This is a genomic window from Novosphingobium sp. BL-A-41-Hi4B-X5A (assembly GCF_055521705.1).
Window position 1 is genome coordinate 492915 of record NZ_CM145500.1, and the last position, 20992, is coordinate 513906.

Consider the following 20992-nt stretch of genomic DNA (forward strand, 5'->3'; position numbering starts at 1 on the left):
AAGCCCCAAATTTGCGTTTTTCAGGACAGGCTTCGCGGACCCGACCGGCTCCAGCGTTCAACCGCCATGATCGATCCTATGCAGATCATGTTTGTCATCATGGACGACCCGCCATGGCTCATCCAGGGCAGCGGAATTCCGACCACCGGTGCCAGGCCCATGACCATCATCAAATTGATGCACATGTAAAAGAAGATCGTCATCGTCATGCCGGCAGCGAGCAGGCGCGAGAAGCGATCCGGCGCCCTGTTGGCAACCTTCAAGCCCCAGCGGAAAATCAGGCCAAACACGATGAGCACGAACAGGCCGCCCAGCATGCCCCACTCTTCCGCCATCGTCGCAAAGACGAAATCTGTGTGCGCTTCCGGCAGATAGTTCAGGTGGCTCTGCGATCCGTTGCCAAATCCCTTGCCGAAGATCCCGCCCGAACCAATCGCGATCTTCGACTGCGTGATGTGATATCCCGTGCCAAGCGGGTCACTTTCCGGATCAAGGAATACCAGCACGCGGTTGCGTTGATAATCGTGCAGCAGGAAAAAGAAGGCGATTGGCGCGGCAACAAGACCGGCCGCACCTGCGCCAAGGAACCAGCGCAACGGCAGGCCAGCCAGAAACATCACAATCACTGCGCCGAAACTGATCGCCAGGCCGGTACCAAGATCGGGCTGCAGCATGACAAGGCCTGCCGGGACAGCAAGCAGGATCACTGCGGGCAGGAGTCCCCGCCAGCCTTGGGTTTCGCCGATGGGCAGAACGGAATAGAACCACGCCAGAACCAGCACGATGCCGGGCTTCATCAGTTCCGAGGGTTGCAACGTCATGAAGCCAAGGTTCAGCCAGCGCTGGCTGCCACCGCCGACGCCGCCGATCAGTTCGACGAGAACCAGCAGCAGGCATAGGACCACGTAGACCGGCATGGCCATGCGCCTGAACAATTCCTGTGGCAGACGGGCGATGACCATCGCCATGATGAGGAAGACTGCAAAGCGCAGCAAGTGCGACATCGACCAGATTTCGAAGCGCCCTCCCGCTGCCGAATCCAGCACCGCCGCACCGAAGGTGACCAGAGCAATCAGGGGAAGCAGGACGCCCCATGGTTGCCTGGCAATCGCCGCCGGTACGTAAGCGCGAGGCATCACTGTCCCCCTGTCGTTACGGGGGGCCCAGCGGTCGGCGCTGCCGGTTGCATGACAATCATGGGCGCGGGCTGTTCAGGCTCCGGCCGGGGCGCCGCAGCGTCAGTCTGTGCCGTTGCGGGCTCTTCGGCTGTCTTGCGGCCATCCTCTACCTGTTCGGTCAAGGCCTCGTCGTCCGGGACGGTCTTCGGCGCGGTCTCACCATACTTGGCGGCAAACGCGTTGTATCGTGAAGCCATGCGCTGCTGGACGTTGCCACCCCACTGCTTCTCGAATTCCTCGAGCACGGCCATCGCCTTGTCCGGGGCGAAGATGTACGTCATTACGTCTCGTGCGATGGGATAGGCAGCCGCCGAACCGCCGCCGTGTTCGATCACCACTGCGCAGGCGTATTTCGGCTTGTCGAACGGTGCGAAGCAAATGAAGTGCCCATGGTCGCGGTACTTCCAGGCCCCGCTCTTCCCATTGGCGATGTTGAGACCGACGACCTGCGCTGTGCCGGTTTTGCCGGCAAGGAGCACATCGTCAACCGGCAGCCGTGCTCTGCCAGCCGTGCCACGGCCGTTGACTACTTCGCTCATGGCAGCGTGGATGTAATCGAGGTGCTCCTGCGAGAAACCCATTGACTTCACAGGTGGCGCATTACGATCCAGCAACAGCCGCGGCATGACCTCACGCCCTGATGCAATGCGCGAAGCCATGACGGCCTGCTGAAGCGGATTGACCAGCATATACCCTTGGCCGATCGTCGCGTTAACGGTGTCGTAGAGGGCCCATTCCTTCTTGTATTTGCGAAGCTTCCACGCGGGATCGGGAACCGTGCCATAGGATTGGCCGGGGTAGGGCATCGGGAACTCCTGCCCAAGTCCCAGCCTGCGTGCCATCGTGGCGATCTTGTCCATCCCGATCTGTTGGGCGAAATGGTAGAAGTACACGTCGCAGGACTGGTAGATGCCCTTGGCCATGTCGACCGTGCCGTGGCCGCGCCGGTTCCAGCAGTGGAACACGCGATTGCCGACGCGAAGGCCGCCACCGCACCCAACGCTCGCATTGGGATCCAGCCCGGCTTCGAGGAACGAGAGTGCCACCATCGGCTTGACGGTCGATCCCGGCGGGTACAGTCCGCGGAGCACCTTGTTGCGCAGCGGCACGTGGTCATCCTCGGACAGCATCTTCCATTCGACACGGCCGATGCCGTCAGAGAAGCTGTTGGGATCGAAGCTTGGCATCGATGCCATGGCAAGAATGTCGCCAGTCTCGCAATCCATGACCACGACCGATCCGGACTCCAGGCCGATGCGCCGGGCTGCGTAGTCCTGAAGGCCCGCGTTGATCGTCAGGGCTATCGGCTTGCCGGGCACATCTTCTCGCGTGCCGAGATCGCGTACGATGCGTCCTGAAGCGGTCGCTTCGACACGACGGGCTCCGGGGACACCGCGCAGCCTCGCCTCGAAGTGCTTTTCCAGACCATCCTTGCCGATCTTGAAGCCCGGAGTGATCAGGAGCGGATTGCGCTCCTTCTCGTAATCCTCTGCCGATGCGGCGCCCACATAGCCTACTAGGTGTCCTACCGAAGCGCCGGCGGGGTAATACCGGGAGTAGCCTCTCTGTGGGATGACGCCGGGCAGTTCCGGCAGACGGACCGAAACCGCTGCGAACTTGTCCCAATCAAGACTGGAGGCGACTTCGACGGGCTGGAACCCCCGCGCCTTGTCAAGCTTGTCGCGGATATCGCGCACCTTGTCAGGCGGGAGAGACAGCAAGCCGGCCAAGGTGGCCATTGTCTTGTCCGGATCGTCCACGCGGTCAGGAATGAGATCGACGCGAAAATCCGCGCGGTTGGCGGCAAGGGCCTTGCCGAACCGATCCAGCACCCAACCCCGGCGTGGTGGGATGAGCGTGAGGTTCACGCGGTTGCTCTCGGATGCGGCCTGATACTTCTCGTTCTGCGCCACGGCCAGATAGCCCAGCCGCGTCGCCAACAGCAGGCCCACGCCACCTTGCAGCGCACCCAGCACGAAGCTTCTTCTCTCGAACCGGTTGGCCAGGATCGCCGAGGTGACCGGCAGCTTTTGCCGCATGGTCAGATCCTCTTCAGCGGAAGCAGGCGGATGCGGTCTAGCAACGCCACCAGTCGCGTAATGACCGGATACAGCACCACCGAAATCAGCAACTGGGGCACGATCACGGTCGGCAGAGGATAAGCGACTGCAAGGCCTGCCAACGTGGATGTCAGGAACAGATATGCGGCGATCAACGCGCTCGCGGCCAGCCAGTCCTGCACAAAGCCACGCCACAGGAACTTTTCGTCAATCAGTTCCATGACGAGCATCGTCGCAGACCACAGAACGATGCCCGATCCGAACGGCATGCCCGAGTACAGATCATCGACAAGTCCCAGCGGCAGGCCGGCCCACAGTGGCAGCATGCCGGGGCGCATCATGCGCCAGGCAAGCAGCATCATGTAGGCGAATGGCGGCATTACCGGCGCTGAGGCTATAACTGGCGAAAAACTCGCCATCGAAGCCAGCATGATCGTGGCCCATGGAAGCCCAATTGCGAGGACCGGCCAAGGCTCGCGATTGATCCGCTTGCGCGCGATCTCTTCGGGCGTTCCGCGCAGCGGGCCGAGCACTATGGCTCCCCTGCGGCGCTCTTGGCGCCACGTTCCTCGATTGCTTCCATCTCTGCACGAGCAGCCGCGCTGTAGGCGGGCTCGACAATGACGAATTCGTTGTCCGCGGGATCTGCGGCAAGGTGCCCGATAGCGCCGTCGCGATGCGGCTCTGTTGCCACCGCCACCGGGATGCCGGGCGGATAAAGGCCGCCGGATCCCGACGTCACGAATACATCGCCAGCCTTGACCGGATTGATGCCCTGATTGATCAGGCGGATGTCTATCCGGCCGTTGGAGGCCCCCTGGACAAAGGCGGTCAACCCATCGCGGGCCCTCTTTACGGGAACGACGTTTTCGGGATCGGTGACGAGCAGAACGCGGGCCGTGCCCGGACCAGCTTCCACCACGCGGCCGATCAGGCCTGACGCCGCCCGTACCGGAAGCCCTGGGCGCACACCACTCGATGTTCCGGCATCGATGATGGCATAGCGCCGCGTGCTCGCCGCGGTCGATCCGATCAGCCGCACAGTCGCGACGGGTTTGCGTTGCGGATCGACGATACCAAGCAGTGACTTGAGCCTGCGGTTCTCATTCTGCAGCGATTGCATCGAAACCGCGTTTGCTCGTGCTTCCTCCACCTCCCGGCGCAGCTCGGCATTTTGGCGACCGGCATTGAAGTAGGCTCCAATCGCAGCGAACACGCCCTGACCGGTTGTGCGCCCGGTCGCGCCGGCCCTACCGACTGGCCGGGCGACTTCGGCAGCCGCGCTTCGTGCAAAGGAGAATGCATCCGGATTTACGAGCGAAGTGACTAGCACGGCAACACCCGCCACGACGCCAAGAATGGCGACAACGTAGCCGGTGAAGATTCCGTACTGCGCCCTGCGCGAATAGCCCGGGCGCCGGTCCTGCGACCGCGCCATCCGTTCAACCCCTTCAATCCGGCGCATGGAACCGCGCCGCGATGCAACCCATGTGTGTCAGCAATACCTGAATTGCCTCAGGCGGTCATCAGCACGCCGCGGTAGATCTGGTCTTCCATGGCGCGCCCGGTGCCGAGAGCCACGCACGACAGCGGATCTTCAGCGACGCTGACAGGCAGGCCGGTTTCCTCGCGCAGATGCTCATCGAGACCGCGGATCAGTGCACCGCCACCAGTGAGCACAATGCCTTGGTCGACAATGTCGGCGGCAAGTTCGGGCGCCGTGTTTTCGAGTGCGATGCGCACGCCTTCGACGATCGCGCCGATCGGTTCGGACAGCGCTTCGGCGATATTCGCCTGCGTTATCGTGATCTCCTTCGGCACGCCATTTACCAGATCTCGACCCTTGATGTGGATCGTCTCGCCGATTCCATCGGCCGGGGCCGTGGCGATGCCGTAGTCCTTCTTGATGCGCTCCGCCGTGGCTTCACCGATCAGCAAGTTGTGATGACGGCGGACGTAGGACACGATCGCTTCGTCCATCTTGTCGCCGCCCACGCGTACCGACGTCGTATAGGCAAGACCACGCAACGAAAGTACGGCAACCTCGGTGGTTCCACCGCCGATGTCGACAACCATCGAGCCGACTGGCTCGGTCACGGGCATGTCCGCGCCGATCGCAGCCGCCATTGGTTCAAGGATAAGGTAGACCTGGCTCGCACCGGCATTGCTGGCCGCGTCACGAATGGCGCGGCGTTCCACGCTGGTAGAACCCGATGGCACGCAGATCACGATTTCGGGGTAGCGCAGGAGGCTCTTGGATCCGTGCACCTTGCGGATGAAGTGCTTGATCATTTCCTCGGCGACTTCGATGTCGGCGATCACGCCGTCCCGAAGCGGGCGGATGGCTTCGATGTTGTCGGGTGTCTTGCCCATCATCATCTTGGCGTCGTCGCCCACGGCCTTGACCCGCTTGATCCCGTTGATCGTCTCGATGGCGACGACTGAAGGTTCGTTCAGCACGATGCCGCGATCCTGCACGTAAACCAGTGTGTTGGCCGTGCCGAGGTCGATCGCGATGTTCTGGGAACCGAACTTGAAGAATCGGGAAAAGATCGAAGCCATCTAAGAATCCGTGATAATCTGCGGTTTGGCGCACGGGCACGCGCCAGACCCCTCCAGAAAGTGCGCCCGGGAAGGCGGCTTCCTAGCAGGCGGTTGTCGCAAAGCCCATGGGTTTGTGCGGGATTGGACGGATAACTTCACCGCTTGTCTCGAAATAAATCGGCTTCGGCGCTAGTTGTGACAGGACCATGCGAGTCATCCGCCGCCTTCCCGAAACGCTCATCAACCGCATTGCTGCCGGAGAGGTGGTCGAGCGCCCCGCAAGCGCGCTCAAGGAGCTGGTTGAAAACGCCATCGACGCAGGCGCAAGCCATCTCCACGTGCGCTTGTCCGAAGGCGGATTGGCCTTGATCGAGGTGTCCGACGACGGGTGCGGCATGCGCCCCGACGAGATCGAGCTGGCACTCGAACGCCATGCCACGTCCAAGCTTCCGGACGAGGCGATCGAGATGGTCGAAACCCTCGGGTTTCGAGGAGAAGCCTTGCCGTCGATCGCCTCGGTCGCCCGCGTCACCATCGAATCCCGGCCGCAAGGCTGCGCCGAGGGCTGGAAGCGCGTGGTCGACAATGGCACGCTCGTGGCAGAAGGACCCGCGGCGCTTCCCCCGGGTACCCGAGTGCGCGTGGAGCAACTGTTCGAGAAGATTCCTGCCCGCCGCAAGTTCCTGCGCAGCCCGCGTTCGGAATGGGCGGCCGCGTCCGACGTTGTTCGTCGCCTCGCCATGGCCCGGCCCGATCTCGGCTTCACGCTCGAACACGATGGGCGCCGGGCGCTGCATGTGCAGGCCGGAGACACGCTCGAAGCGCGCGTGGCTCAACTTGTTGCCCGAGAGTTGTCCGGTAATTCCGTCGAGGTAGACCTGTACCGGGGCGACTACCACCTCACTGGCATTGCCGGGTTGCCGACCTACAATCGCGGTGTTGCCGATCACCAGTACCTGTTCGTCAATGGTCGCCCGGTGAAGGATCGCCTGCTGATCGGTGCAGTGCGCGGAGCCTATGCCGACATGCTCGCACGCGATCGCCACGCGGTGCTCGCACTGTTCCTGCAGGTCCCGGCGACCGAAGTCGACGTCAATGTCCATCCCGCCAAGTCCGAAGTCCGCTTCCGCGATCCGGCGCTGGTTCGCGGTATGGTGGTTTCAGGCCTGCGTCATGCCTTGTCGACTGGCGACCAGCGTAGTGCACAAGCCCCTGCGGCGAGCGCGATGGCGGCATGGCAGGCGGAGCCGATCGTGCCGTCACCATCACCTGGCTCCCAGGCAAGCATGTTCTCGCAACAATGGCATCCCGAGCTGCGCGTAAGCGAGGCTGGACAAGCGTGGCGTGGCTACGAGCAATCCGTTCTCGCGCCGCCACAGGCGCGAGCCGAAGTCGCCATCGAGCCGGTTACCGAATCCGCGCAGCACCCCCTTGGCGTTGCCCGGGGACAGATCTCCAACACTTATATCGTCGCAGAGGCGGAAGACGGTCTTGTAATTGTGGACCAGCACGCGGCGCATGAACGTCTCGTGCTCGAGCGGCTGCGCGCGGCCGGGGCGGGGCAGGGCACCGCGCCTGCCCAAGCGTTGTTGATCCCGGAAGTTGTGGAACTCGAAGAAGTCGCGTGCGACAGGCTGGAAGAAGCTGCTCCCAAGCTTGCCGAGTTCGGTCTCGCGCTGGAGCGCTTCGGGCCGAACGCCATGCTGGTCCGCGCGGTGCCTGCGGCTCTGGCAAAGGGCGATCCGGCCAAGCTTGTTGCCGACGTGGCTGACGATCTTGCGCATCATGGCGACGCATTGCTCCTGGGCGAAAAACTCGACTTGGTCCTCGCCACCATGGCTTGCCATGGCTCCGTCCGCGCAGGCCGCCAGCTTTCGGTTGCCGAAATGAACGCCCTGTTGCGCGAAATGGAAGTGACGCCGCGCTCCGGGCAATGCAACCATGGTCGCCCGACGTGGGTGAAGCTGGCGCACGGTGACATCGAGAAGCTGTTCGGGAGAAAGTGATGCTGCACCGACGTTTGGCCTTGATTTCGCTGTTGTTTCTCGGCTTGGCAGCCTGCTCCGAAAAGGAGCCGACCGACGCCGAAGCTATTGCCGCCGTCAACGCCGCGCAGGACGGTAAACCTCCAGTCAAGGCATTGGATCTGCAGCCGATCCTTTATCCTGACATCACCATCAACAAGCTCCACGGCACCGGCTGCGCTTTTGTCGCCGATGGTGGCGGTCTCGGCGCAGTGCTTCTGGCGCAGGACAAGCGAGGCGTGATCAAGTACGGCGATCACGTTCAGGTTCTCGCTCCGGATGCCGGTTCGGCGAAGCTGCCCAAAGGCAGTTTCTCCCGCTACACCGGCAAGGAGAACGCTGTCACACTGACCACGGTCGGGCCGGTCACGCCGGTCGGCACGACCGAGCAGTTCAAGGGAAAGATGGTCGTGACCGACGCCTTCGAGCGCCCGGTCTACGAGGCGACGGGGGACGTCCAGTGCAAGGCGATTTGAAGCCTCAGGCTTCTCTGGTGCGGATCAGGCCAATCGACTTCATAGTCATCACCACCACGCCGTCCTGATTATATACCCTGACGTTCGAGCGGAAGCTCCCCATTTCCGGCCTCGACGAGCTCCGCTTCTTGTCGACAATCTCGGTTTCGACGCTGAGCGTATCGCCGGGATAGACCGGCTTGAGCCAGCGGATCTCGTCGAGGCCCGGCGAGCCAAGCCCCGCCTGCTTGCGCTCCTTCAGGTTCTCCACCAGCATCGCCATCGTCATGGCGCAAGTATGCCAGCCGCTGGCAGACAGCCGACCGAAATGGGTCTCTGCTGCTGCCTCGTCGCTCAAGTGAAAAGGCTGCGGGTCATATTTTGACGCAAATTCGATTACTTCTTCGCGGTTGACGGCATAGCTTCCAAACCGCTGGACCGCGCCGGGTTCTATATCTTCGAAGTACATCATTCGACGAGGTTCGCTGCATGGAAGTCCAAAGTCAATCGCGCGCTTAAATCGTGATCGCCCGCAGACCCTTGGCAGGCGGGGTAGGGTCTGGGATGATCCGGTATCGCGCGGTGATGATGCTGAAGATGCCGAAGAGCAGAAGTCCTGCTGCCACGAACTGGAAGCCAGTCTCCATGTCTCGCAGATTGTTGATGGCTTTCCCCAGCGAGACGACTTCTTGGCTCTCGCCGAACCACGCGGTGCGCAGCAGTGACCACCCGATCAGGACCATAACCACAGCTCGCGCAGCATGCCCGGCACGGCCGATCCAGCATGTGAAGCTGGGCGCGTGTGGGGAAATGTGGCGCATAAAGCCCGCCGTCACGGCGCTGCGTGCCTGGAATATTGCTGCAATCAGGATACCCACGCCGATAATGCCCAAAAGAGTGCTGCCGAAGGGGAAATCAAGCACGCCACCAGCCATCTGTGCGGACGAATCTTCACCTGCGCCACGTGCGCCGCTGGCGATCCGTGCGGCTGTCCAGGCAAGACCGAGATGGATCACAGCGCTGGTGAGATAGCCCACTCTCGATGCACGCCCCTTCCAGGAAGTGCCCTTGCGCTCGATATCGAAGAGCGCCGCAGAAAGCCGATACATCGCGTAACCTAGCAGGCCTGCTGCTGCGACATACAGGACAACCGGGCCACCCGGGATCGCGTTCAGCACCCGAAAGATATCGCCGGCGCCATCATCGATGTCAGACTTTTCCGCTGTCAGCGCGAGATATCCCAACAGGACGTAGACGAGGCCGCGTGCGGCAAATCCCACTCGCGCCAGCCACACCACTTTCTCCGACTTGTCGACCACCAGCGCGTTCCTTTTTCCTGTTCGGGCATGGAACGCGCCGGAGGCCAACCGGTGCCGGGCAGTCAGCTCATCGTCGGCATGAACAGCATCCACAAAGCCATGCCAACCATCACCACATTTTCGGTGAGCGAAACAAACCCCAGCGGAACGCGCCCCGACCCGCCTACGCAGGCACACTTGAGCTCGCGCCGCTGGACATAGACTGCGTAGAAGACCGAGATGCCGCCGATGGTACCGATGAACAGGGCAATCGGAATGGACAGCCAGGGCAGTGCTCGCGCCGCCATCAGAACGCCAGCAAGCGCTTCCCCAAATGGATAGAGATAGGCGTAGGGCACCCATCGCCGCGCCAGCAAGTCGTAACCCAGGAACATCGTTGCAAACCGGTCGACGTCCTGCAGCTTGAGCATGGCGAGAAGGGCCATGGCGAAGGCAATGAACCATTCAATCGCCCTTTGTGTGAAGGGCGTGCCGAAAGTCGCATGACTGACGGCAAGAGCCAAGGCCCCAGCGATCGCGAAAACGGCCAGGACGGGAACGTAACTCGTCGCATCAGGATCGGCCACTTTCAGGCCAAGGAAGCGCTGCGTATCGTCGTGCCCGCCAATGCGTTGTCCGTTGATGAACACTTGCGGAGTAGTCTTGACGTCATGTGCCTGCTTGAAGGCATCGGTTTCTTCTCGTGTCCGCAGCCAGTGGTCTTCCACCTCATAACCTTGGCGCTCGAGCAGGTGCTTCACCTTCACGCCATAGGGGCAGATGTGTTTGGGCATGACCATGCGATAGAGCACGGCGGTTCGAGTCGGGGTCTGTGCGTTTGTCATGCAAGGACCTATAACCTGCGTACCATGGTACGGAGTCAAGCGATATGGCGATGACGATTTCCGAGCTCGCCAGAAGCGCCGCCGTCGGCGTCGAGACGGTACGCTTCTATCAACGCAAAGGCTTGCTGGACGATCCCCGGCCAACCCGCAGCGGCAGGGAAGGCCACAGGCATTACGGCGAGGACGATCTGCGGCGCCTCCGCTTTGTGCGCAGCGCCCAAGGCGCCGGCTTCACGCTGTCGGAGATCGCCGAATTGCTCGCTCTCGATGCCGGACACGACCGACCGCGCGCGCGACAGATGGCAAAAGCTCGTCTCGAGGCGATCGAGCATGAGATCGCGCGGCTGGAGGCAGCGCGACAATCGCTTCGCAAGCTTGCCCGCGAATGTGCGAAAGGCGGCGCCGGCCCCTGTCCGATCATCGCCGCCTTCGAAAATTGAGGCTTAGACGTTGAATTTGAAGTGGAGGACGTCACCGTCCTTCACCACGTATTCCTTGCCTTCCTGCCGCAGCTTGCCTGCGTCGCGCGCCGCACTTTCGCCCCCGAGGCTGACGAAATCGTCATAGGCGATGGTCTCGGCGCGGATGAAACCGCGCTGCATGTCGGAGTGAATTTCGCCCGCCGCTTCAGGAGCCTTGGCGCCGAGATGCACGGTCCAAGCGCGCGCCTCCTTGGGGCCGACGGTGAAGAAGGTGATCAGGTGCAGCAACTCATACCCGGCGCGGATCACGCGGGCGAGGCCGGTTTCGTGCAGGCCCATTTCCTCGAGAAACACCGACCGCTCTTCCGGATCCATTCCCACAAGTTCGGACTCGATCGCGGCCGAAACGATCACCGCATTGGCGCCCTCGGCCTTTGCCTTCTCGAACACCCGGGCGGAGAAAGCGTTGCCCTCCGCTGCGCTCTCTTCCTCGACGTTGCAGACATAAAGCACCGGCTTGGCGGTCAGCAGCTGGGCCTGCTTGAACACGCGGGCTTCCTCGTCATCCTTTGGCTGGGTCAGCCGGGCAGGCTTGCCTTCGCGCAGAAGTTCGAGCGCTTGACCCAGGACCGAGGCAATGACCTTCGATTCCTTGTCGCCCGCCTTGGCCTTCTTCTCGGCAGCTGGCACGCGCTTCTCAAGGCTCTCGAGGTCCGAAAGCATCAGCTCCGTCTCGACCGTTTCAGCGTCCGAGATCGGGTCGACCTTGTTGTCGACATGCTGGATGTCATCGTTCTCGAAACAGCGCAGCACGTGAACGATGGCGTCCACTTCACGAATGTTGCCGAGGAACTGGTTGCCAAGGCCTTCGCCCTTTGACGCGCCACGCACGAGGCCGGCAATATCCACAAAGCCCAGTTGCGTCGGAATGATCTTCTGGCTGCCCGCAATCTTGGCGAGAGTGTCAAGACGCTGGTCGGGGACGCCCACGTTGCCGACGTTCGGCTCGATCGTGCAGAACGGATAATTCGCCGCCTGCGCCGCCTGCGTTTCGGTCAGTGCGTTGAACAGCGTCGACTTGCCGACGTTGGGAAGGCCGACGATCCCGCAACGAAAACCCATCTTCAAACTCCTTGGCTGGCCGCGCCTTTAGCGGGGCGCGGCGGATTTGGAAACCTTCACGGAAATTTCAGGGATTGAGCGCAGTAAGCGCTTCAAGCGTGGAGAGATTTGCGATGAAGAAGCTGGCGTTCCTGACCTTGCCGCTGCTGCTGGCAGCCTGCACCGACAGTCCGCAAGAGCGAGCCGATCGCGCGCGCAAATCTTTCCAGGCCCATGACTATCGCGCCGCGCAGGTCGATCTGGCGGCTGCACTCGAAGCAAATCCACAGGATCCTGCGCTCCTTGAACTTCATGCCCGCAATGCCCTTGCCATGGGCGATGGCATTGCCGCTGGCGCTTCGTTGGGGAAACTCCCCGAGAGCCGGCGCCCCGCTGATTTTGCGCTGCTTATGGCCGAGGCGATGCTGCTGCGCGGTCTTCCGGATGAGGCAATGGCGGCTTTGGGTACGGACACTTCGGCTGCCGCTAACCGCATTCGCGCTCTTGCCCTGCTGGGTAAGGACGACCGGGAGGGGGCTGCGAAAGCCTTTGCAGCGGGGGCTGCGGGCAAGGCCGATGCGCGCCTGCTGGCAGATTATGCGCGCTTCAGCCTGATGGGCGGAGATATCAAGCAGGCTCGCTCATTGGTGGATCGCGCGAAGGCGGCGGACGGCGCGATGATCGATGTTCTTCTGGCAGAGGCTGAGGTGGCAACGGCCGAAGGCAGGCTGGCTGAAGCGCTGGCGGCATACGACACGGCAACCAAGGCTTACCCGGGCAATCTTGCCGCTCTTGCTGGCAAGGCCGCAGTCCTCGGCGATCTCGGGCGTGCGAAGGAAATGGACGAGGTCCTGAAGTCGCTGGCAGAAGTGAAAGGCGGGGGGCAGGTCGCCTACCTTCAGGCGCGTGCCGCCGCATCGCGCGGTGATTGGGGCGCTGTCCGAAGCATTCTCCAGGCAAATGAAAGCCAATTGGCCGACAAGGAAGAAGCGACTGTGCTTTACGCACAAGCACTCGTAGCCTTGAAGCAGCCCGAGCAGGCGCGGGCCAAGTTGCAGCCGTTGCTCAACCGCAATCCCGGCAGTGCAACACTCCGTCGTGAACTCGCCAAGGCGCAACTGGCTGCTGGCGACGCTCGTGGCGCAGTCGAGACGATGCGCCCCTTCGCCGAAATCCAGACAGCCGACGCCGAAGATCTGCGTCTTCTGGCGAAAGCTGCAGAGGCTTCGGGTGACCCGGCAGCGGCCAGGCTGGCGGAAAAGGCGAAGTTTCCGTCAGCACAGGCGCTGGCGGCAACGCTGGCTCAGGCCGACACGGCAATGAAGCAGTCCAACTGGGGCAATGCCATTGCCGCCTACGAGCGTCTGCTTGCCGTGACGGATGGGAAGAACCCGCTGATCCTCAACAATATGGCCTATGCCCAGGGGATGGTCGGCAACAAGGCCAAGGCGATAGAGTTTGCCGAGCGTGCCTACAAGGCCGCGCCGACGAGTGCATCGGTCCTCGATACGCTGGGCTGGCTTCTGGTCGAGAGCGGCAAGGACCGTTCTCGCGGGCTGACCCTTCTGCGCGAAGCCGCCGCCAAGGCTCCAGACAATGCCACCATTGCAGGGCACTTGCGCAGCGCCGAGAAGGGCTGAACGCAAACGAAAAGGGAGCCCGCGTCTGCAGGCTCCCTTCCGCGAATTTCCGCTGCTGTCAGGCTGCGAGCGCGAGACGGCGCGGCGCAGTCTGGCGACGGCGTGCCATGGCGAGGCCGACGAGTCCGATGCCAAACAGGCCCAGCATGCCCGGCTCGGGAACAGGTGTACCGCCCGTAGATCCGCCCGTGCTGCTCAGCGTGCCCGATCCGCTGGCCGAGCTGATGCCCGGTACGCCGCTGATCGACTGGTAGCGCACATAGAAGTCGCTGAGCGTCAGCGAGCTGACCGGCTGCGAGAAGCTCAGCGTGAACGAACCGGTGCCGGTTTCGCCAAGCGTCAGACCGCCGCTGCCGCCGCCGGCACAGCTACCGGTCTGGGCATCCTTGAAGCACACGTCGACGGTGCCAATGCCGTTCGGATAGTTCGAGTTCAGCGTTGTGTACGAGAATGCACCGGTGCTGGCGGCCGACGAGATGGTGGGATCGGTGTTGAACGCAAAGCTCGAGATGCGCGAATCCGTCACCGGCGATGAGCTGGTGTTGGAAACGCTGTAATCGAACGTGTAATCGTTGCCGGAGATGCCGGTCAGCTTGAACGTGGTCGAGCCGGTAAGGCCGTTGATCGTTGTCCCGCCGGAGAAACCGTCATAATTCAGCGTGAAGCTGTTGCCGATATCGCCCGAGCCGAGCGTAACGGAATCGGCAAAGGCAGGTGCGGCTGCCATCATTGCTGCGCTGGCAGCGAGGCCCGCGAGAACTTTTCTGAAGGTCATCGAAACTGCTCCCCTGAACCGAAATTCGGTTAATTGTCAGGAAAGCAATCACTGTGCCAATTACGGATTTCAGCCATTTGTAATGATTAACAACTACGTGGTCGTAAGATTTCTCGACAGGCGCGACCATCGAACCTCCTCCACTTTCACCAAAGATTCAGCGGTGCATGGCATCTAACGCTCATGACGTCCCGCCTCGCACTTGCCCTCCTTCTTGCCCTCACTGGTTGCGGCGATGATGTCGCTGATCGTTTGGCTCGCGCAGAACGTGAGATTGCGGGAATGGAACTGGGCGCAGCCAAGGTTGACCTCACGGCGGCTCTGGCCGAAGCTGGTGACGATCCGGCAATTCTTCGCATGCTGGCTTCAGTGCAGCTCCGGTTAGGCGATGGCGAGGGAGCAACCGCCACGGCCTCACGCTTGGAACGCTCGGGCGGATCACAGGCCGAATTGTCGCTGATCCGTGCCGAGGCGGCCGTCTTGCGTGGCAATGTGGACGAGGCGCTGGCACTTCTCGGGCAGGATGCGTCGTCTGCCGCAGAGCGGGTCAGGGCCGCCGCGTTGTCTGTCAAGGGAGACACAGCGGGCGCGTTCGCTGCTTTGCAGCGGGGCGCAGCAGCGGGGGGCGATGCGCTTCTCCTTCGCGACTATGCGCGCTTCCTCATCACAGCGCAGGATCTCGACGCGGCATCACGGCAGGTCGAAGCTCTGTCGAAGTTGGATGCAGGGGCATTCGATGCATCGCTGATCGGCGCTGACATCGCGGTAAGACGGGGCAAATTTGCAGAAGCGCACGCAGTTCTCGAACAGATGGCCGAGAAGTACCCGCGCGTGCCCGACCCATGGATTGCAAGGGCATACGCTTTCGATCTTCAGGGAAAGCTCGACGATGCGCTGGCCATGACTTCGCGGGCCGCTGCGATTGCGCCAGATGATCCGCGCGTGCGGGATCTGCAGGTGCAGTTTGCGTCGATGAAAGGCGAATGGGAAAAGGTTCGTTCGCTGCTGGCAAAGCAGGAGCGGGATCTTGATCCCCTGTCCGCCAACGGGCTCAGCTATGCCGAGGCGATGTTGCGGACCGGACATCCCGAACAGGCCAGAGCGATGTTCAAAAGGGCACTCACGCGGTCGCCGAACAATCCTTTTGCCCGCATCATGCTGGCCGAAGCGCAACTGGCGACCGGAGATTCGCTTGCCGCTTTCGGAACGGTACGGCCTCTTGCCGCCAGCCAGTTGGCTGGTCCGCGCGAGCTCGAGCTGGCGGCAAAGGCGGCCGAGGCAGCGGGTCTTGTTGATGCAGCGCTGCTGCGCGCGCGGTTGCGTGCCGCCCAGGCGGGACAGATCAAGACATTGGCAGCTGAGGGTCAGGCGGCATTGGCGCGTGAAGATTGGAGTGCCGCTGCGGAGGCCTATGCGCAGCTCGCGCATTCAGGTGACGACGCAGAAGTCCTCAAGCGACTGGCGCTTGCCCTCAGCCATGTCGGGAAAGGCGAGGAGGCGATCAAGGCTGCGGACAAGGCTCGCGCCTTGCGTCCCGATGATCCTGATACGTTGTACATGGCAGGCTTGGTCCGCGCCCGGGCTGGAAGGGATATGCCCACGGCAATCGACCTGCTTCGCAAGGCAAGTTCGGCCGAGCCGACCAACGCCGTATTTCGCAGCACTTTGGCCCGCTATCAGGCGCAGACCGGCACCTGATAGCGGGATAGCGTCAGGCGCGGGGCTTGTTCTTGCGCGAGCGTGCAAAACCGATGCCGAGCAGGCCGAGAGTCATCATGCCCAGCATGCCCGGCTCCGGCACTGCCGTACCGCCCGAAGTGGTGGTCGTGCCGCCCGAGGTCGTCGTGGTGCCACCGGACGTAGTGGTGGTGCCGCCCGAAGTCGTTGTGGTGCCCCCCGAAGTGGTGGTCGTACCACCTGAAGATGTCGTGCCCCCGCAGAGCGAGGAACCGCCGCTGTGCCCGCAGTTGCAATAGTGCTTGTGCGTAAGCCACCAGGTCGCGTTTGCCGGCGAAGCGGCAGACAGGCCCGCAGTTGCTGCAATGGCGATGGCGATTGAGCGAATGTTCATGTTAACCCCCGTTGGTTAATTGCAGTCTGCACCTTGCTAAGCAAAACCGGTGCCAACTTCATATTTACAGGGCGTGGCGTGGTTAACGGCCTTTGGGCCGACGGAAGATGTAAAGAGGGACGACGGAATGTGTTTCCCGTTTGTTTCCAGACAGTCACCCCTTCTGCCGCATGGCAACGTCGTTCATGAAACGAACGTCATCTTTCGAAGCAAGCCAGCCCGCTTCAGAAGCAATGGCTCCCAGCATCTCGATCAGGTCATCCTGCTCTGCCTTGGCAAATCCGCCCAGCACATACCCGGTTACGCGGTCCTTGTGCCCAGGATGGCCGATGCCGAGCCTTACGCGCCGGAAATCGGCCCCCAGATGCTGATCTATCGAGCGCAGGCCATTGTGGCCGGCCGTGCCGCCGCCCTGCTTCACCTTCACCTTGAATGGCGCAAGATCGAGCTCGTCATGAAACACCGTCAATGCGTCCATGCCCAGCTTGTAGAAGCGCATCGCTTCGCCCACGGATCGCCCGCTCTCGTTCATGAAGGTCGCGGGCTTGAGCAGCAGGACCTTGTGGTTGCCAATCCGGCCTTCCTGCAGCCAGCCCTGAAACTTCTTCTGCACCGGCCCGAAGTTGTGGACCTCGGCGATCGTGTCGAGCGCCATGAAGCCGACATTGTGGCGATGGAGCGCATATTGCGGTCCAGGATTACCGAGGCCAACCCAGAGTTGCATGTGCGTGGGGTTCCTTCGTTCGATAGTGCTTGAGCGGCGAGCATGCCCACCCCGTCCGACTAAGCCTTGCTGCGCAAGGCCAAGTCTCCCAGCCCTCCCGCTTGCGGGAGGGCGTATCGGCAGAGCACTTATACCCCTCCCGCAGGCGGCAGGGCACCATCTTCTTCACCCCTCCCGCAGGCGGGAGGGGTTGGGGGTGGGCATGGGCATAGCGCAAACCCGTCACCCAAAAAAGAACCCCTCCCGCGCGCAGCGAAAGGGGTATCTCTTTAGCGCGCCTGCCGGAGCAGGGCCAAGTCGGGCTATCAGCCTTCCTTCGTGGTGTCGCCTTCTTCGCTCTTCAGCGAGGAGGGGGCCACGATCGTCGCGATGGTGAAGTCGCGGTCCGAGATCGCGGGCTTCACGCCTGCGGGCAGGGTGACGGCGCTGATGTGGATCGAATCGCCAACTTCGTAGCCGGCAACGTCAACGATGATGTCGTCGGGGATCGCGTCAGGAGCGCAGATCATTTCCAGCTCGTGACGGACGACGTTGAGGATGCCGCCCTTCTTGAGGCCCGGCGACTTCTCTTCGTTGATGAAGGCCACCGGCACGTCCACGTGCACGACCGAGTCCTTCGAAACGCGCAGGAAGTCTGCGTGCTGCGGACGGTCGGTCACTGGGTGGAAGGCGACGTCCTTGGGGAGGGTGCGGATGGTCTTGCCACCGACAGTGAGCTCGACGACCGAGTTGAAGAAGTGGCCGGTGCCCAGCGCCTTGTTCAGCGCCTTTTCTTCAAGGTGGATCGCGATGGGTTCTTCGTTGCCGCCGTAGATCACGGCGGGGGTGCGGCCTTCGCGACGCAGAACACGGGAGGCTCCCTTGCCAGCCCGTTCGCGCGTCTCGGCCGACAGATGCAGCGTTTCGCTCATTGTCAGTACCTTCAGCTGAGTTAATCACACTTCCTCCGCCACGCCTCCAGGGATGACCATGACAGGGAAGCGGCGGCCCTTAGCGGGTTTGGGCGGAAATGCAAGGAATCAATGGAAGCTCAAGGCACCCGCCTGATCGTCCACCCACGCGCCATCATCAGGCGCTGCAAGCTGTCAGACCCCGCCAGATGCGCCGCGCCGACTGCCACGAAGGGCTTGGCACCCCCCTTCAACATCGCGTCCAGCTGATCGGCCCAGTCCCGGTTGCGATCGGTCAGCAGCGCCTGATGCAGGCCGGCATCCGCCAGAAACCCCTCGTTCGCTTCGCGCGCGATGCCAAGGTCGTCGCCCTTGAGCCAGAGCGCGACCATGTCGGCCTCCTCGTCCTTGTCGCTCGCCGCTTCGACCGTCACTTCCTGCAGCAGCACCTGTTGCTGACGCGCGGGCAGGGTGTCGAACACGCCGAACTGGCTGTGGATCGTCTCGAACCCTGCAACGGGCTTGTTTCCGGCCAGCTTGCGCAAGGCAGGTTCTGCCCCGCTGTCCGGATCGGCCCCGGCCTTCTGCCCGGCAATCGCCGCCAGTTGCAGCGCCACCGCCCAGCTTTCGGTATCGGCAAAGTCCGCATCCGACAGGCCCAGCTTGCGATAGACCTCGGCCAACTTGTCTCGGTACGCCGGGGCAAGCCGCTGCGAAGGCGGTGGCAGCCCCTCGGTCCCGGCAAGATCCGCCAGCGCCTCGCCCGCCACCGTCTGGTTCAGCGGCTCGGCAATTTCCAGCACCAGCCGGTCCGCCTTGGCCAACGCCTCGCCGATAGCAGGCCGCAGCCATTGCGTTTCCGGCGGCAGGGCATGGACGGTGCCGAACATATATCCGCGCACCGTCCCGGTCTTGTCCTCGATCTGCCACAGCGCCACGCGTGTGTCCGGCGCAGGCGCAGGCTTGCCACGCTCGATCCAGGCTACAGCCATGCCCAGCAGCAATGCCGGTATCACTGCCCACAACAGGCGCGGGACGTAGCGCAACAGCTGCATCATTGGACGCGGGTGCTGACCACGCCCTGCTGCTTCAGCACATCCTGCACGCTGTTCACACCGGCGAGATGCCCTGCGCCCACAGCGATGAACACGGTCCCAGGCTGTTCGAGCCGCTTGCGGACCCACGAGGCCCAGTTGCGGTTGCGCTGGTAGAGCAGGGCTTCAGCCAGCTCCGGATCGTCCATGTTCTCGTTCATCAGCTTGCCCAGACCTTCAGGGTCACCCGTGCCCCACTCGTCGGTCATCGAACCGATAATGGCAAAGCTCTTGTCGAAATCGCGTACCGCTTCGCCAAGAAACTTGAGCTGCGCCTCGCGCGGCAACTGGTCGAACAGGCCAAGTTGGAAGTCCACCGTTTCGAGCGCGCCGAGCTTTTTGCCCTTGGCCACTGCAGTCTTGCGCAGCACAGCCTCCGCGCCGCTGTCGGCGCCGTAACCCGCCATGGCATAGGGCATGACGCCCAGCGTGATCCCGGCAAGCCATGGCTCGAGCGGATCGAAGGCCTCCGCCGGTATCTTCAGCTTCGTCAGCAGCGCTTCATAGGCCGCACGGTCGTTATCGTTCATCAACGAACGGAGGGTTTCCCCCTTCAGCAGTCCGATGGCCATGACGGACTTCTGCTGTTCGGCTGCCGGAATCTCCGGAATCTCGGTGACGAGTTCTTCCGAGCCATCCAGCGCTTGCCCGATCGGCCCGTCCAGCCAGACCAGGCCCTTCGGCAGAGCATGGATCGTGCCGAACAGGTAGATGGTGGTGTCGGCATCGGCCACTTTCCACAACGCAGGCTTCAACTGCCTTGGCGCAGGTGCCTCCGCTGCAGGCTTGGCAGCAGGCGCCTCGGCTTGGACCGTTCCGGCAAAGGCGAAGGCGGCGAGGGCGACCGTGGCGGCGAATGTACGATGGGCGCGTTTCATCATCAGGCTCCTTGTGCCCGTAAACAGGTTGCAGGGAAATGAAGGTGTGAAGGTGCGGCGTCAGAGATGGCGCTGGCGGAACCAGACCACACCCCAAATCGACATGGTGGCAAGGTAGATCGCCATTCCATCAACCGGCGGCAGAAACCCGCCGCGATGGCCCAGCCACCAGATCGGCGCTGCGGCGCTGTAGAAGTAGAGCGCGATCAACGCCCCGGTGCGATAGGATTGCTCCTCGTGCTCGTCGATGTTGCGGTGCCAGAACCACGTGATCGGCGCGATCACTAGCACGATGATGGCGATAAGTGCGGCAGCAACGCTCGGCTGCAGAGGCCCGGCGGCCTCATCAAATGGCTGGCTGTTCACATCGCCCGCCACGCTCATCCACATCCCCAGGACGAGGCCGATACCGCTTGCCGCTATGGCGCTGATCGTTGCGCGACGGGCGCGAGGCGTGAGAGGACCATTCTCGCGATAATACCGGCGCGCACTGACCCAGGCGAACCAGAATGCGGCCACGGTCAGGGTGGCAAACACGCCCATGATCACCCATCCGATCGGCTTGACCGGCTCTTCCTTGCCAAGCGCGCCGATCAGGCCAGCCGCCGCGCCGGAGAAGAACACAGCCGCCACCGTCGCGCCGAACATGCGCATGGCAAGAGTGCCAAGGCTCATGGTCGGCGGGTCAGTCTGATCGTCAGTCATGTTGGAAACCATCATCGAAGATCTCCTCGATACGAAGTTGGAACAAGCGCGCGATGCGGAAGGCAAGGGGGAGCGAAGGATCGTGCTTGCCCGTCTCGATCGCGTTCACCGCCTGGCGTGACACGTCGAGTTTCAGGGCAAGATCAGCCTGGCTCCACTGTCGCTCGGCGCGCAAAACTCTCAATCGGTTGTTCATGTCATGCTGACCTGTCCATATGTCAGGTTAGGCTGACAATATGTCGTGATTCGCTGACTGTGTCAAGAAGACCTGACATAGCAGTTGGCGTG

At 62.4% G+C, this 20992-nt stretch carries 22 protein-coding genes; 5 read left to right on the plus strand and 17 right to left on the minus strand.

The window, feature by feature from the left end:
- Positions 1-20 precede the first annotated feature (20 nt).
- Genes rodA through ACZ1JY_RS02230 form a run of 5 tightly spaced genes read right to left on the minus strand, consistent with a single transcriptional unit; the run spans position 21 to position 5800 of the window.
- Positions 21-1136 (minus strand): rod shape-determining protein RodA, encoded by a 1116-nt coding sequence (gene rodA / locus ACZ1JY_RS02210; protein WP_118074001.1) that lies wholly within the window; start codon positions 1134-1136, stop codon positions 21-23.
- The gene (mrdA, locus tag ACZ1JY_RS02215; RefSeq protein WP_465130218.1) at positions 1136-3217 is read right to left on the minus strand and encodes a penicillin-binding protein 2; all 2082 of its coding nucleotides are present in this window, start codon (positions 3215-3217) and stop codon (positions 1136-1138) included. Before mrdA ends, rodA begins: the two co-directional genes overlap by 1 nt.
- 2 nt (positions 3218-3219) lie before the next feature.
- Positions 3220-3771, minus strand: a complete 552-nt coding sequence (locus ACZ1JY_RS02220) for a rod shape-determining protein MreD (protein ID WP_240344675.1) — start codon at positions 3769-3771, stop codon at positions 3220-3222.
- Positions 3771-4703, minus strand: coding sequence for a rod shape-determining protein MreC (gene mreC, locus ACZ1JY_RS02225; protein WP_240946581.1), 933 nt, complete (start codon positions 4701-4703; stop codon positions 3771-3773). Before mreC ends, ACZ1JY_RS02220 begins: the two co-directional genes overlap by 1 nt.
- A gap of 50 nt (positions 4704-4753) precedes the next feature.
- A complete protein-coding gene (locus ACZ1JY_RS02230) occupies positions 4754-5800 on the minus strand; it encodes a rod shape-determining protein (protein ID WP_039331208.1) in 1047 nt (348 codons plus the stop codon).
- A gap of 188 nt (positions 5801-5988) precedes the next feature.
- On the opposite strand from ACZ1JY_RS02230, the gene mutL reads away from it, so the two are divergent.
- Positions 5989-7788, plus strand: coding sequence for a DNA mismatch repair endonuclease MutL (mutL, locus tag ACZ1JY_RS02235; protein ID WP_465130219.1), 1800 nt, complete (start codon positions 5989-5991; stop codon positions 7786-7788).
- Positions 7788-8282 (plus strand): hypothetical protein, encoded by a 495-nt coding sequence (locus ACZ1JY_RS02240; RefSeq protein ID WP_465130220.1) that lies wholly within the window; start codon positions 7788-7790, stop codon positions 8280-8282. Before mutL ends, ACZ1JY_RS02240 begins: the two co-directional genes overlap by 1 nt.
- Before the next feature lie 4 nt (positions 8283-8286).
- Here the strand turns inward: ACZ1JY_RS02240 and ACZ1JY_RS02245 are convergent, their stop codons facing one another.
- The 3 genes from ACZ1JY_RS02245 to ACZ1JY_RS02255 are packed head-to-tail and all read right to left on the minus strand — an operon-like array spanning position 8287 to position 10404.
- The gene (locus ACZ1JY_RS02245) at positions 8287-8733 is read right to left on the minus strand and encodes a MaoC family dehydratase (RefSeq protein ID WP_118073997.1); all 447 of its coding nucleotides are present in this window, start codon (positions 8731-8733) and stop codon (positions 8287-8289) included.
- A 43-nt stretch (positions 8734-8776) separates the two neighbouring features.
- Positions 8777-9673, minus strand: a complete 897-nt coding sequence (locus tag ACZ1JY_RS02250) for a DUF1206 domain-containing protein (protein ID WP_465130221.1) — start codon at positions 9671-9673, stop codon at positions 8777-8779.
- A complete protein-coding gene (locus ACZ1JY_RS02255; protein WP_465130222.1) occupies positions 9643-10404 on the minus strand; it encodes a MauE/DoxX family redox-associated membrane protein in 762 nt (253 codons plus the stop codon). The genes ACZ1JY_RS02250 and ACZ1JY_RS02255 overlap by 31 nt, the downstream gene beginning before the upstream one ends.
- A gap of 44 nt (positions 10405-10448) precedes the next feature.
- On the opposite strand from ACZ1JY_RS02255, the gene ACZ1JY_RS02260 reads away from it, so the two are divergent.
- Positions 10449-10844, plus strand: a complete 396-nt coding sequence (locus ACZ1JY_RS02260) for a MerR family transcriptional regulator (RefSeq protein WP_465130223.1) — start codon at positions 10449-10451, stop codon at positions 10842-10844.
- A gap of 3 nt (positions 10845-10847) precedes the next feature.
- Here the strand turns inward: ACZ1JY_RS02260 and ychF are convergent, their stop codons facing one another.
- Positions 10848-11948, minus strand: a complete 1101-nt coding sequence (gene ychF, locus ACZ1JY_RS02265; RefSeq protein WP_465130224.1) for a redox-regulated ATPase YchF — start codon at positions 11946-11948, stop codon at positions 10848-10850.
- Between the two features lie 113 nt (positions 11949-12061).
- On the opposite strand from ychF, the gene ACZ1JY_RS02270 reads away from it, so the two are divergent.
- Positions 12062-13567 carry a tetratricopeptide repeat protein gene (locus tag ACZ1JY_RS02270; protein WP_465130225.1) on the plus strand — a complete coding sequence of 502 codons (1506 nt, stop codon included), beginning with the start codon at positions 12062-12064 and terminating at the stop codon, positions 13565-13567.
- Positions 13568-13625: 58 nt separating this feature from the next.
- On the opposite strand, the gene ACZ1JY_RS02275 is transcribed toward ACZ1JY_RS02270, so the two are convergent.
- Positions 13626-14342 carry a cistern family PEP-CTERM protein gene (locus ACZ1JY_RS02275; protein WP_465130226.1) on the minus strand — a complete coding sequence of 239 codons (717 nt, stop codon included), beginning with the start codon at positions 14340-14342 and terminating at the stop codon, positions 13626-13628.
- A 252-nt stretch (positions 14343-14594) separates the two neighbouring features.
- Between ACZ1JY_RS02275 and ACZ1JY_RS02280 the strand changes: the two genes are divergently transcribed.
- Positions 14595-16040, plus strand: coding sequence for a tetratricopeptide repeat protein (locus ACZ1JY_RS02280; protein ID WP_465130227.1), 1446 nt, complete (start codon positions 14595-14597; stop codon positions 16038-16040).
- 13 nt (positions 16041-16053) lie between these two features.
- On the opposite strand, the gene ACZ1JY_RS02285 is transcribed toward ACZ1JY_RS02280, so the two are convergent.
- From ACZ1JY_RS02285 to ACZ1JY_RS02315, 7 genes are all read right to left on the minus strand, one after another.
- Positions 16054-16413, minus strand: coding sequence for a PEP-CTERM sorting domain-containing protein (locus ACZ1JY_RS02285; RefSeq protein ID WP_168903251.1), 360 nt, complete (start codon positions 16411-16413; stop codon positions 16054-16056).
- Between the two features lie 154 nt (positions 16414-16567).
- Complete coding sequence (pth, locus tag ACZ1JY_RS02290; RefSeq protein WP_168903252.1) at positions 16568-17137, minus strand: aminoacyl-tRNA hydrolase; 570 nt, start codon at positions 17135-17137, stop codon at positions 16568-16570.
- A 305-nt stretch (positions 17138-17442) separates the two neighbouring features.
- Entirely contained in the window at positions 17443-18048 is a 606-nt protein-coding gene (locus ACZ1JY_RS02295) for a 50S ribosomal protein L25/general stress protein Ctc (RefSeq protein WP_118073987.1), read from the minus strand.
- 119 nt (positions 18049-18167) lie between these two features.
- Positions 18168-19085 carry a TraB/GumN family protein gene (locus ACZ1JY_RS02300; RefSeq protein WP_465130228.1) on the minus strand — a complete coding sequence of 306 codons (918 nt, stop codon included), beginning with the start codon at positions 19083-19085 and terminating at the stop codon, positions 18168-18170.
- On the minus strand, positions 19082-19999 hold the full coding sequence (locus ACZ1JY_RS02305) for a TraB/GumN family protein (RefSeq protein ID WP_465130229.1): 918 nt from the start codon (positions 19997-19999) through the stop codon (positions 19082-19084). The genes ACZ1JY_RS02300 and ACZ1JY_RS02305 overlap by 4 nt, the downstream gene beginning before the upstream one ends.
- Before the next feature lie 60 nt (positions 20000-20059).
- Positions 20060-20719, minus strand: coding sequence for a hypothetical protein (locus ACZ1JY_RS02310; RefSeq protein ID WP_465130230.1), 660 nt, complete (start codon positions 20717-20719; stop codon positions 20060-20062).
- Positions 20697-20900: a helix-turn-helix transcriptional regulator gene (locus tag ACZ1JY_RS02315; protein WP_039331181.1), complete on the minus strand. Its 204-nt coding sequence runs from the start codon at positions 20898-20900 to the stop codon at positions 20697-20699. Before ACZ1JY_RS02315 ends, ACZ1JY_RS02310 begins: the two co-directional genes overlap by 23 nt.
- Between the last annotated feature and the right edge of the window lie 92 nt (positions 20901-20992).

What these genes read in the sequence shown, in the direction of transcription:
- mreC (WP_240946581.1), bottom strand. Translation starts at nt 4,703, where the DNA reads ATGCGCCGGATTGAAGGGGTTGAACGGATGGCGCGGTCGCAGGACCGG.
- mutL (WP_465130219.1), top strand. Translation starts at nt 5,989, where the DNA reads ATGCGAGTCATCCGCCGCCTTCCCGAAACGCTCATCAACCGCATTGCT.
- ACZ1JY_RS02270 (WP_465130225.1), top strand. Translation starts at nt 12,062, where the DNA reads ATGAAGAAGCTGGCGTTCCTGACCTTGCCGCTGCTGCTGGCAGCCTGC.
- ACZ1JY_RS02240 (WP_465130220.1), top strand. Translation starts at nt 7,788, where the DNA reads ATGCTGCACCGACGTTTGGCCTTGATTTCGCTGTTGTTTCTCGGCTTG.
- ACZ1JY_RS02300 (WP_465130228.1), bottom strand. Translation starts at nt 19,085, where the DNA reads ATGATGCAGCTGTTGCGCTACGTCCCGCGCCTGTTGTGGGCAGTGATA.
- ACZ1JY_RS02245 (WP_118073997.1), bottom strand. Translation starts at nt 8,733, where the DNA reads ATGATGTACTTCGAAGATATAGAACCCGGCGCGGTCCAGCGGTTTGGA.
- ACZ1JY_RS02305 (WP_465130229.1), bottom strand. Translation starts at nt 19,999, where the DNA reads ATGAAACGCGCCCATCGTACATTCGCCGCCACGGTCGCCCTCGCCGCC.
- ACZ1JY_RS02275 (WP_465130226.1), bottom strand. Translation starts at nt 14,342, where the DNA reads ATGACCTTCAGAAAAGTTCTCGCGGGCCTCGCTGCCAGCGCAGCAATG.
- ACZ1JY_RS02230 (WP_039331208.1), bottom strand. Translation starts at nt 5,800, where the DNA reads ATGGCTTCGATCTTTTCCCGATTCTTCAAGTTCGGTTCCCAGAACATC.
- rodA (WP_118074001.1), bottom strand. Translation starts at nt 1,136, where the DNA reads ATGCCTCGCGCTTACGTACCGGCGGCGATTGCCAGGCAACCATGGGGC.
- mrdA (WP_465130218.1), bottom strand. Translation starts at nt 3,217, where the DNA reads ATGCGGCAAAAGCTGCCGGTCACCTCGGCGATCCTGGCCAACCGGTTC.
- ACZ1JY_RS02255 (WP_465130222.1), bottom strand. Translation starts at nt 10,404, where the DNA reads ATGACAAACGCACAGACCCCGACTCGAACCGCCGTGCTCTATCGCATG.
- ACZ1JY_RS02295 (WP_118073987.1), bottom strand. Translation starts at nt 18,048, where the DNA reads ATGAGCGAAACGCTGCATCTGTCGGCCGAGACGCGCGAACGGGCTGGC.
- ychF (WP_465130224.1), bottom strand. Translation starts at nt 11,948, where the DNA reads ATGGGTTTTCGTTGCGGGATCGTCGGCCTTCCCAACGTCGGCAAGTCG.
- ACZ1JY_RS02285 (WP_168903251.1), bottom strand. Translation starts at nt 16,413, where the DNA reads ATGAACATTCGCTCAATCGCCATCGCCATTGCAGCAACTGCGGGCCTG.
- ACZ1JY_RS02260 (WP_465130223.1), top strand. Translation starts at nt 10,449, where the DNA reads ATGGCGATGACGATTTCCGAGCTCGCCAGAAGCGCCGCCGTCGGCGTC.
- ACZ1JY_RS02310 (WP_465130230.1), bottom strand. Translation starts at nt 20,719, where the DNA reads ATGATGGTTTCCAACATGACTGACGATCAGACTGACCCGCCGACCATG.
- pth (WP_168903252.1), bottom strand. Translation starts at nt 17,137, where the DNA reads ATGCAACTCTGGGTTGGCCTCGGTAATCCTGGACCGCAATATGCGCTC.
- ACZ1JY_RS02315 (WP_039331181.1), bottom strand. Translation starts at nt 20,900, where the DNA reads ATGAACAACCGATTGAGAGTTTTGCGCGCCGAGCGACAGTGGAGCCAG.